This is a genomic window from Pseudomonas sp. 30_B, from assembly GCF_017491605.1.
Classification (GTDB): domain Bacteria; phylum Pseudomonadota; class Gammaproteobacteria; order Pseudomonadales; family Pseudomonadaceae; genus Pseudomonas.
In genome coordinates this window covers 1-521 of the sequence record NZ_JAFGYY010000172.1, presented here as the reverse complement: position 1 = coordinate 521, position 521 = coordinate 1, and the positions used below count along the sequence as shown (strand labels likewise).

General features: G+C 68.1%; 1 protein-coding gene. It reads left to right on the top strand.

Annotated elements, in window-relative coordinates; genetic code table 11:
- Positions 1–152: 152 nt before the first annotated feature.
- On the top strand, positions 153–521 hold a 369-nt coding region (locus J5M67_RS29865; protein WP_368735962.1), incomplete at its 3' end, for an ATP-binding cassette domain-containing protein.

Below are 521 nucleotides of genomic sequence, written 5' to 3'. Positions count from 1 at the left end.
AGACCAACGCGGTGAGCATTGCAAGCACGACAAGCATGACAAGCACGACAAGCACGACAAGCACGACAAGCATGACAAGCATGACAAGCATGACAAGCGCGACAAGTGCGACAAGTGCGACAAGCGCGACAAGCGCGCGTCATGCCGCCCGCGTGTCCGACAATGCCCCGTCGCCGGTGTTCGAGGTCGCCGCCGAGCCCGTCGGCGGTGGCGTGCACGCGGCGAGCGCGCCGCCCGCGCTGCGCATGGCGGACGTGAGCAAATCGTTCGGCGCGACGCCGGTGCTCGTCGGCATCGATCTGACGATCCGCCCCGGCGAGCGCCATGCGCTGATCGGCCCGAACGGCGCAGGCAAATCGACGCTCTTCAATTTGATCGCGGGCGCGCTCGCGCCGACGCGCGGCCGCATCGCGCTGAACGGCATCGAGCTCGGGCGGCGGCGGCCGCATGCGGTCGCGCGCCTTGGCCTCGCGCGTAGCTTTCAGCAGACGAGCGTGTTCGCGCGGATGAGCGTCTACGAC